The 6011-nt window shown below is 41.0% G+C and carries 13 protein-coding genes and 1 pseudogene; 5 read left to right on the top strand and 9 right to left on the bottom strand.

Translation table 11 applies throughout. The features are described from left to right. Window positions 1-67: 67 nt before the first annotated feature. Together IQ242_RS14505 and IQ242_RS14500 are read right to left on the bottom strand one after the other, a co-directional pair. A complete protein-coding gene (locus tag IQ242_RS14505) occupies window positions 68-409 on the bottom strand; it encodes a co-chaperone YbbN (protein ID WP_193960448.1) in 342 nt (113 codons plus the stop codon). Window positions 410-497: 88 nt separating this feature from the next. Next, the gene (locus IQ242_RS14500; protein WP_002786787.1) at window positions 498-1199 is read right to left on the bottom strand and encodes an NnrU family protein; all 702 of its coding nucleotides are present in this window, start codon (window positions 1197-1199) and stop codon (window positions 498-500) included. Window positions 1200-1384: 185 nt separating this feature from the next. On the opposite strand from IQ242_RS14500, the gene IQ242_RS14495 reads away from it, so the two are divergent. From IQ242_RS14495 to IQ242_RS14485, 3 genes are all read left to right on the top strand, one after another. After that, window positions 1385-1684, top strand: coding sequence for a ferredoxin (locus IQ242_RS14495; protein WP_002786792.1), 300 nt, complete (start codon window positions 1385-1387; stop codon window positions 1682-1684). 324 nt (window positions 1685-2008) lie between these two features. Further along, the gene (locus IQ242_RS14490; RefSeq protein WP_193960447.1) at window positions 2009-2875 is read left to right on the top strand and encodes a response regulator transcription factor; all 867 of its coding nucleotides are present in this window, start codon (window positions 2009-2011) and stop codon (window positions 2873-2875) included. Then, complete coding sequence (locus tag IQ242_RS14485; protein WP_002752661.1) at window positions 2872-3162, top strand: circadian clock KaiB family protein; 291 nt, start codon at window positions 2872-2874, stop codon at window positions 3160-3162. Before IQ242_RS14490 ends, IQ242_RS14485 begins: the two co-directional genes overlap by 4 nt. 71 nt (window positions 3163-3233) lie before the next feature. On the opposite strand, the pseudogene IQ242_RS14480 reads toward IQ242_RS14485, so the two are convergent. The 6 genes and pseudogenes from IQ242_RS14480 to IQ242_RS14455 form a co-directional block, all read right to left on the bottom strand. After that, a pseudogene (locus tag IQ242_RS14480) lies at window positions 3234-3419 on the bottom strand (transposase); the annotation flags it as partial. Window positions 3420-3711: 292 nt separating this feature from the next. Continuing rightward, window positions 3712-3897 carry a type II toxin-antitoxin system HicA family toxin gene (locus IQ242_RS14475; protein ID WP_149107617.1) on the bottom strand — a complete coding sequence of 62 codons (186 nt, stop codon included), beginning with the start codon at window positions 3895-3897 and terminating at the stop codon, window positions 3712-3714. Continuing rightward, window positions 3894-4118 (bottom strand): type II toxin-antitoxin system HicB family antitoxin, encoded by a 225-nt coding sequence (locus IQ242_RS14470; RefSeq protein WP_002770935.1) that lies wholly within the window; start codon window positions 4116-4118, stop codon window positions 3894-3896. The genes IQ242_RS14475 and IQ242_RS14470 overlap by 4 nt, the downstream gene beginning before the upstream one ends. A 45-nt stretch (window positions 4119-4163) precedes the next feature. Next, on the bottom strand, window positions 4164-4412 hold the full coding sequence (locus tag IQ242_RS14465) for a DUF433 domain-containing protein (RefSeq protein WP_193960446.1): 249 nt from the start codon (window positions 4410-4412) through the stop codon (window positions 4164-4166). Window positions 4413-4575: 163 nt separating this feature from the next. Continuing rightward, complete coding sequence (locus IQ242_RS14460; protein WP_193960445.1) at window positions 4576-4800, bottom strand: type II toxin-antitoxin system HicB family antitoxin; 225 nt, start codon at window positions 4798-4800, stop codon at window positions 4576-4578. 141 nt (window positions 4801-4941) lie between these two features. Next, complete coding sequence (locus tag IQ242_RS14455; protein ID WP_193960444.1) at window positions 4942-5091, bottom strand: hypothetical protein; 150 nt, start codon at window positions 5089-5091, stop codon at window positions 4942-4944. Between the two features lie 57 nt (window positions 5092-5148). On the opposite strand from IQ242_RS14455, the gene IQ242_RS14450 reads away from it, so the two are divergent. Both IQ242_RS14450 and IQ242_RS14445 read left to right on the top strand, forming a co-directional pair. After that, entirely contained in the window at window positions 5149-5337 is a 189-nt protein-coding gene (locus IQ242_RS14450) for a hypothetical protein (RefSeq protein WP_002762197.1), read from the top strand. Then, the gene (locus tag IQ242_RS14445) at window positions 5334-5624 is read left to right on the top strand and encodes a type II toxin-antitoxin system RelE/ParE family toxin (protein WP_193960443.1); all 291 of its coding nucleotides are present in this window, start codon (window positions 5334-5336) and stop codon (window positions 5622-5624) included. The genes IQ242_RS14450 and IQ242_RS14445 overlap by 4 nt, the downstream gene beginning before the upstream one ends. A 131-nt stretch (window positions 5625-5755) precedes the next feature. Here the strand turns inward: IQ242_RS14445 and IQ242_RS26225 are convergent. Next, window positions 5756-6011: hypothetical protein (locus IQ242_RS26225; protein WP_228021004.1), on the bottom strand; the 256-nt coding region annotated here is incomplete at its 5' end.

Below are 6011 nucleotides of genomic sequence, written 5' to 3'. Positions count from 1 at the left end.
GGATTAAGGGGGGATTAAGGGGGGATCGAACCCAAAATATATCTTCAATTTAATTATAACCAGCTACTTAAGCTGAACGCGGGACTTGATTTTTGACTATTAGTCGCAGGGTTTGTTGTAATTCCTCGCGACTGTGAATTTCCTCCAGACGGTGAACCGGAACACCTTGATCGAAGAGAATTAAAGTAGGCAGACTACGCAGACGAAAACTATTAGCCAATTTAAAATTATCATCGGCATTGACACCGACTAATTGAATCGCATCTTGACAGTCATTTTGCCAAGAAAAGAGGGTGGGTTGGATTAAACGACACAAACCACACCAAGGAGCCCAAAAATACACGAGGACCGGACGAGAAGACTCTAAAACTAGCTTAGGGAAGCTCTTTTCGTTGACAGATAGCATCATGTCTAAACCGATTTTATGAAAACTTAATTTTGATATAGAAACCATCTTACACCAGTCGGGATCAATAAGAAAGGGGTTGGGAGCAAAATCACCAATAAATTTTACTTGTTGCTTGCATTAGCCAAGGATGCCCCCACCAGAGGAGTAGAATAAACCCTGTTACTCCTAGATAGGCAGGACGAAGGAATTCTTGCCATTTTAGGCTTTGCCGACCATCGATAATCGCTAAAAAGGGGACCACCGAGGTGCGTTCTTTGATCTTTAAAAATGCCTCTCCGTAACGGTCTTCTAAGCGGCGATCGCCATGCCAAACGGCAAAAAGATGATGAGCAATTAAACCCAGGGAAGTTAATAGGGTAAAGCTTGTCCCTAACCAGAGGGTGTGAGCAATACACCAGATCACCTGTCCTACCATCTGGGGATGACGGGTAACGCGCAGGATGCCGGTTTCGTAGAGATGAACCTGGGGTTTTTGGATAGCGGCGATCTCCAGCAGGTTAAAGGTGGCAGGATAGAGAAAGAAAAAAGAAATGGCCGAAAGTACCCAAACTAGGGTTTTAACTCCAGTCACTCCCTGTACTTGCCAGAGAAGCAAACCATCATAACGATGATTGAAGAAATAAACTACTAAAATCACGGCTAGAGGGATACTCACAAGGGCAAATAATACCCGATACAGTCGCGCGCCGATGATAGCTTCTCCCCGCATTCGTAAACTGGCTAATCCGCTATGGGCGACAGCAAAACCCAGTAATAAACCTAACATGATCCAATGACTAGCGAATGCCACTTTTACCCTCTCGATTGACTAAATTTTTCTCCGAACTCTATTTTAAAGATTGATGGTTAATTTTCAGCCCCTTTTTTTGTGTTGCCAGTATCGGGGATTCGGGGCAAAATAAAAATATGCTTCCCCAAAGCGACCCCCAAGAATATAACCAGGGAACTATCCAATTTTGCAACTTTTTAGGTAATATGTCTTATCCCCAAAAGCGATTTGTGATGGTCTGTCAGCATTCTTCCTGTTTGGTACAGGGTGCGTCCGAGCTTCTTTTAGCTTGGCAAACGGCAGCTCTCCCAGAAGATGTCATCGTTATGACCAGTGGTTGTCAAGGACAGTGTAGCACTAGCCCCACGGTTAGGATTATTCCTGAAGAAACTTGGTACTGTCGTGTTAAACCAGAGGATGTCAATCAGATTGTCGAGGAACATTTAAAAAACGGTCAACCGGTCGAGCGTTTACTCCATCCACGCATTCACGCTCAATGGCAGTAAACTTGATCGTCAATTTTTAAGTGATGCTTCACAATAGTCTTTTTGCTCGTAGGTTAACCGCTTTGAGTGCCTGTGATTTCAGCTTAGTCTATATAAGACTTCAAGATAGCGGGTGCTAAGTAGGTGGGTGGAATTAAATATAAGATGAACGTAGGTTGGGTTGAAGCATGAAACCCAACGCCCGATTATGTTACGCTACCGCTAACCCATCCTACAAATAATTGTGCCTCCCTACTTAGATGGTGATTTTGTCCTTGCGTTTCCCAAAGATGGGCGTACTATGAAAGTAGGGGAAAAAAAGATAATTTTAGCGATCGATTAACAATGACTAGGGATCTCTGTAGGATTTTATTGATAGAGGATGAGCCGACAACTGTTAAATTAATCCAGAGATTGCTGTTAAAGGCCCCCCAATGTTCCTTGGCCGGGGGGTTGACTTTTACCCTCACCCAAGCTCAGGATCTAGAGGAAACTGCCGAAAAACTGGCAGGGGAGAAATTTGATATCATCCTCTTAAGCTTGGAAATCTCTGTCCCCCCCGGCTTAAATATTCTAGTCAAAACCAGAGAATTAGCCTCTGATATACCGATAGTGGTTCAAACTACTAGCAATGATGAGAAATTAGTCGTTAAAGCCTTTCAACTGGGTGCTGACGGTTATATTCAGTTAAATAATATCGATAGTAGTCTTTTAGTCTATCAAATTCGTGTGGCGATCGAGCGTCAGCAATATATCCTCAATCTTAAACATCAACAACAGGAAGAGGAATTTCGCGAACTGGAACAGTTAATCAAGGGAGGACAAACTAGCATCACGGCGAAAATGTTCGGTTCTGAGGCAATAAGGCAGAGTATCCCCGATATTTTTCAAGAATTAGTCGAAAATTACGGAGAGTTATTAGATTTAGCTTTAGAAGAACAAGCATACAAAGTCGAACATAATCTATCGGAACGACTGCGAAGCTTGGCCAATAAGTTAGGATTCTTAAAAGCTAGTCCTCGCGATGTGGTGGATATTCATACCACCACCCTACGCAAAAAAAATCAGGATGTCACCCTGGCCAAAGCGCAGGCCTACGTTAGCGAAGGTCGTCTCATGGTCTTGGAATTGATGGGTTATCTCGTCTCTTTCTATCGTAAATACTATATCGGTCTGAGCAACATTAAACTGTTCAATAACACGCAATCATGAGTCAATATCTTCTCAAACTCTACATTATGGGTGATTCAAGTAAATCCCAGAGGGCGATCGCCAATATTTTTCGTATCTGTCGCGAGGAGTTATCCGATCTTTATACGGTAGAAATAATTGATGTTCTCGAACAGCCGCAATTAGCGGAACAGGATAAAATTCTCGTAACTCCTACTTTAGTCAAACAACTTCCCCCACCCCTACAAAGAATTATCGGCGATATGTCCAATACTCAAAAGGTTCTCCTCGGTTTGGATGTTATTCCCAAAGACTCCCATCTCAATTAGGATTCACCTAAAAATTCTTCTGGTTAGGTTTTTCCTCGCTTATCGAAAATTTGGGTTAAAACCCCGTCGTTTTACGACGGCTTTTCCTGATCTTTGATATAAGACTTAAGAACTTCCAGTGGCGCACCTCCTACAGAAGAGACGAAATAACTGGGCGACCAAAGAGCGTCTTTCCCCTACGGTTTAGGATAACCAGCTTGTCCATACCTGCGACTAGAGACTCCCTTTAAAGAATTGACCATTACGGAAATAGATAAGTACCTAAGCAAAATTAATTACACATTTCGATCAAGCTTTTGCCTATTGCCTATTGCTTCTTGCCTGTCTTCACTAGGAAATTTATTTTGCATGACTACTTACAAATAATTGTGTCTCCCTACTTAATTCTACAGGGGATGATACATAGGTAAATTCAATGTAATTTATTATGTTTAATTAATAGTAATAAAATTGGTGCGTTACGGCGGATTGTTAGTTTTATTTTATTATCCAAATTAGTAGCCGCAAACACGCACCCTACACTCTACAGCAGCTTAACAGGAGTCGCACTCATGGTTCTGGTATTTGTAAATCTCGACAAATTTTTCGCGTCAAGAATTCATTGATTTCACGATGGCGCGGAATAGCTGAAGATTTCTGATGGACACGATTTACATAAATCGTATGATTGCCGCCTTCTCTTAAGAATTCACAGCCATAATTTTCTAAATGACGAATTAAGTTTATGCGTTTCATGCAGCCCAGAAAGTAACAGACTCTCGAATCACTTCTTGTCCTTGCAGTTGCTCTTCAGCTAACATACGATTAGCTTCTAAAACTAGCTCAATTGCTTCTTCTAAATTGCTTCTAGTTTCTTCTAGAGTCTCTCCTTGAGTATTAGCTCCTGGCAATTCTTCGACAAAACCAATATAGCCTTCGGGAACTTTCTGGAATATTTTTGTTAGTTTTAGTTGCATGATTTACCTCACAATTTTAAATTATATAACCCACCATCATTAAAGTTAGCGGTGCGTTACGGCTGCTGAAGTGAAGCTAAAGATATAATCGGATACAGCCCAAGCTACATAATTAAGAGCCTGACGAATATCTTCCTCCTCCAACTCTGGATAAGCCTCTAAGATTTCCTGAATAGATAACTGACTAGCCAACAGTTTCAAAACAAATCCTACAGTGATACGCATTCCTCGAATCGTTGGCTGTCCAAGACATATTTGTGGATTAACAGTAATACGGTCTAGCTCTCTAATCACTGTGGAACTCCTGAGATAAACTCCTCCTGTATTGTTACATACAGCAATGAATGTTGAGCAAGTTTCCGCGCCGCTGCGTGTGAATTAAGCGGCGACGAGAGTAAATATGTTGCTCCGGGCTGTAAGCTTGACTCCTCGTCCTTTTTCTCATAAAGCTATCTATTCACCGCTCATGGGAAGATAAGGAATAAGTCGGTTGATTAGGGTTTTTATTCAGGGTTTGGCAATCCGTTAAGTATTGTTCAATCACGGTTTTAAAAGCTGGTTCTAGTTCATCAACGGAAAGACCATCAAAAACGATAATATCTTCTATGTTGATGACACGACCAAAAAATAAGCGATCGTTTTCATCGTATTCAATCACAGCTTCATAGCCTTTGTATTGCATTAATTTACTCCTGCTTTAATTAAAAATTCACGAAGAGCTTTAATTTGGTATCTTTTTAGTTCTTTATAGGTTTTTCGCTGTTTTTTGTTCATTGGCTAATTATAGCTTGATTGCTAACCCAATACCTTATCTGCTACAGTTTTACTGCCCGTCCTCAACCCTCTCCATGCCAATAACAGCATTTATCCACCAAATAACACCAATCACGGGTTGAGGTTTCGTTGAGGACATCGAGAGGGAAAAGCCTTTTTGGATATTCTGAGCGTTAGCGGTGGTTTTAGAATACACCATCTCTAGGAGCCTATCTTGCTATAATGTAAACTGTCAGGAGTCATTTTGGAAACCATTATGGAAATAAAAAACATTAAACAAAAAGCAAGAAATTTAATCGATAAATTGCCAGATAATTCTACATGGGATGATTTGATGTATGAGATTTATGTGAGACAGGCAATTGAAGCCGGATTAGCCGATAGTGAGGCGGAAAAGGTTATTTCTGTGGCAGAAGTACGCACTAAGTTCAAGCTAGAGCCATGAAAGTTTTCTGGACAGAAACCGCCGTTAATCATTTATCATCCATCTACAACTACATATCACAAAACTCCCCTCAATATGCTCAAAGACTGGTGGAAAAATTGACCAGACGCTCAGAACAGATCGCTAATTTTCCCTTTTCGGGTCGTCTTGTTCCGGAGTTTGAAACTGAGCAGATCCGAGAAGTTATCGAGGGTTCTTATCGCATAATTTATTATATCAAGCCTGAGCAAATCGATGTTATTGCGGTACTTCATGCGGCCCGAAACATTGAAAATCCACAGGACTAACGATAATCCAAGACCATTGGGGGAGTAAATTACTGGCAGCAGTGAAGATTACCAAAAAGGGCAAGAAAGAACCACAAAGGCACAAAGAACACAGAGATTTTCTTACTCATAACTTTCTAGTAGGAAGCATACTACAAAAAAATCGGGGCGGTGGTTAACCACTCGGTGACAGGTATCGAAAACCCAGAACCCGCATGGCTTCGTGGAAAATTACTCGTTAATAATTGTTCACAAAATCTTGTAACCTTATATGCTACAGTCCAGAAATGTTGAATCTCGTAACAAAACTTTACATTTAAGAACATGACAACCCCAGAACGCCATTTTTCAGATTGAATAGACAATTTTCCTAAACCAGTGTACATAGCTGATATGTTGACACATAAA

It is taken from the genome of Microcystis sp. LEGE 08355 (genome assembly GCF_015207185.1).
GTDB classification, from domain to species: Bacteria; Cyanobacteriota; Cyanobacteriia; order Cyanobacteriales; family Microcystaceae; genus Microcystis; species Microcystis panniformis.
Note: the sequence above shows the minus strand (reverse complement) of the source record. Positions and strands in the feature narration are given on the sequence as shown.

Bases quoted from the DNA above. Each gene is read 5' to 3' on its own strand.
- IQ242_RS14505 (WP_193960448.1), bottom strand. From the start codon at position 409: ATGATGCTATCTGTCAACGAAAAGAGCTTCCCTAAGCTAGTTTTAGAG.
- IQ242_RS14495 (WP_002786792.1), top strand. From the start codon at position 1,385: ATGTCTTATCCCCAAAAGCGATTTGTGATGGTCTGTCAGCATTCTTCC.
- IQ242_RS14490 (WP_193960447.1), top strand. From the start codon at position 2,009: ATGACTAGGGATCTCTGTAGGATTTTATTGATAGAGGATGAGCCGACA.
- IQ242_RS14485 (WP_002752661.1), top strand. From the start codon at position 2,872: ATGAGTCAATATCTTCTCAAACTCTACATTATGGGTGATTCAAGTAAA.
- IQ242_RS14475 (WP_149107617.1), bottom strand. From the start codon at position 3,897: ATGAAACGCATAAACTTAATTCGTCATTTAGAAAATTATGGCTGTGAA.
- IQ242_RS14470 (WP_002770935.1), bottom strand. From the start codon at position 4,118: ATGCAACTAAAACTAACAAAAATATTCCAGAAAGTTCCCGAAGGCTAT.
- IQ242_RS14460 (WP_193960445.1), bottom strand. From the start codon at position 4,800: ATGCAATACAAAGGCTATGAAGCTGTGATTGAATACGATGAAAACGAT.
- IQ242_RS14455 (WP_193960444.1), bottom strand. From the start codon at position 5,091: ATGGTGTATTCTAAAACCACCGCTAACGCTCAGAATATCCAAAAAGGC.
- IQ242_RS14450 (WP_002762197.1), top strand. From the start codon at position 5,149: ATGGAAATAAAAAACATTAAACAAAAAGCAAGAAATTTAATCGATAAA.
- IQ242_RS14445 (WP_193960443.1), top strand. From the start codon at position 5,334: ATGAAAGTTTTCTGGACAGAAACCGCCGTTAATCATTTATCATCCATC.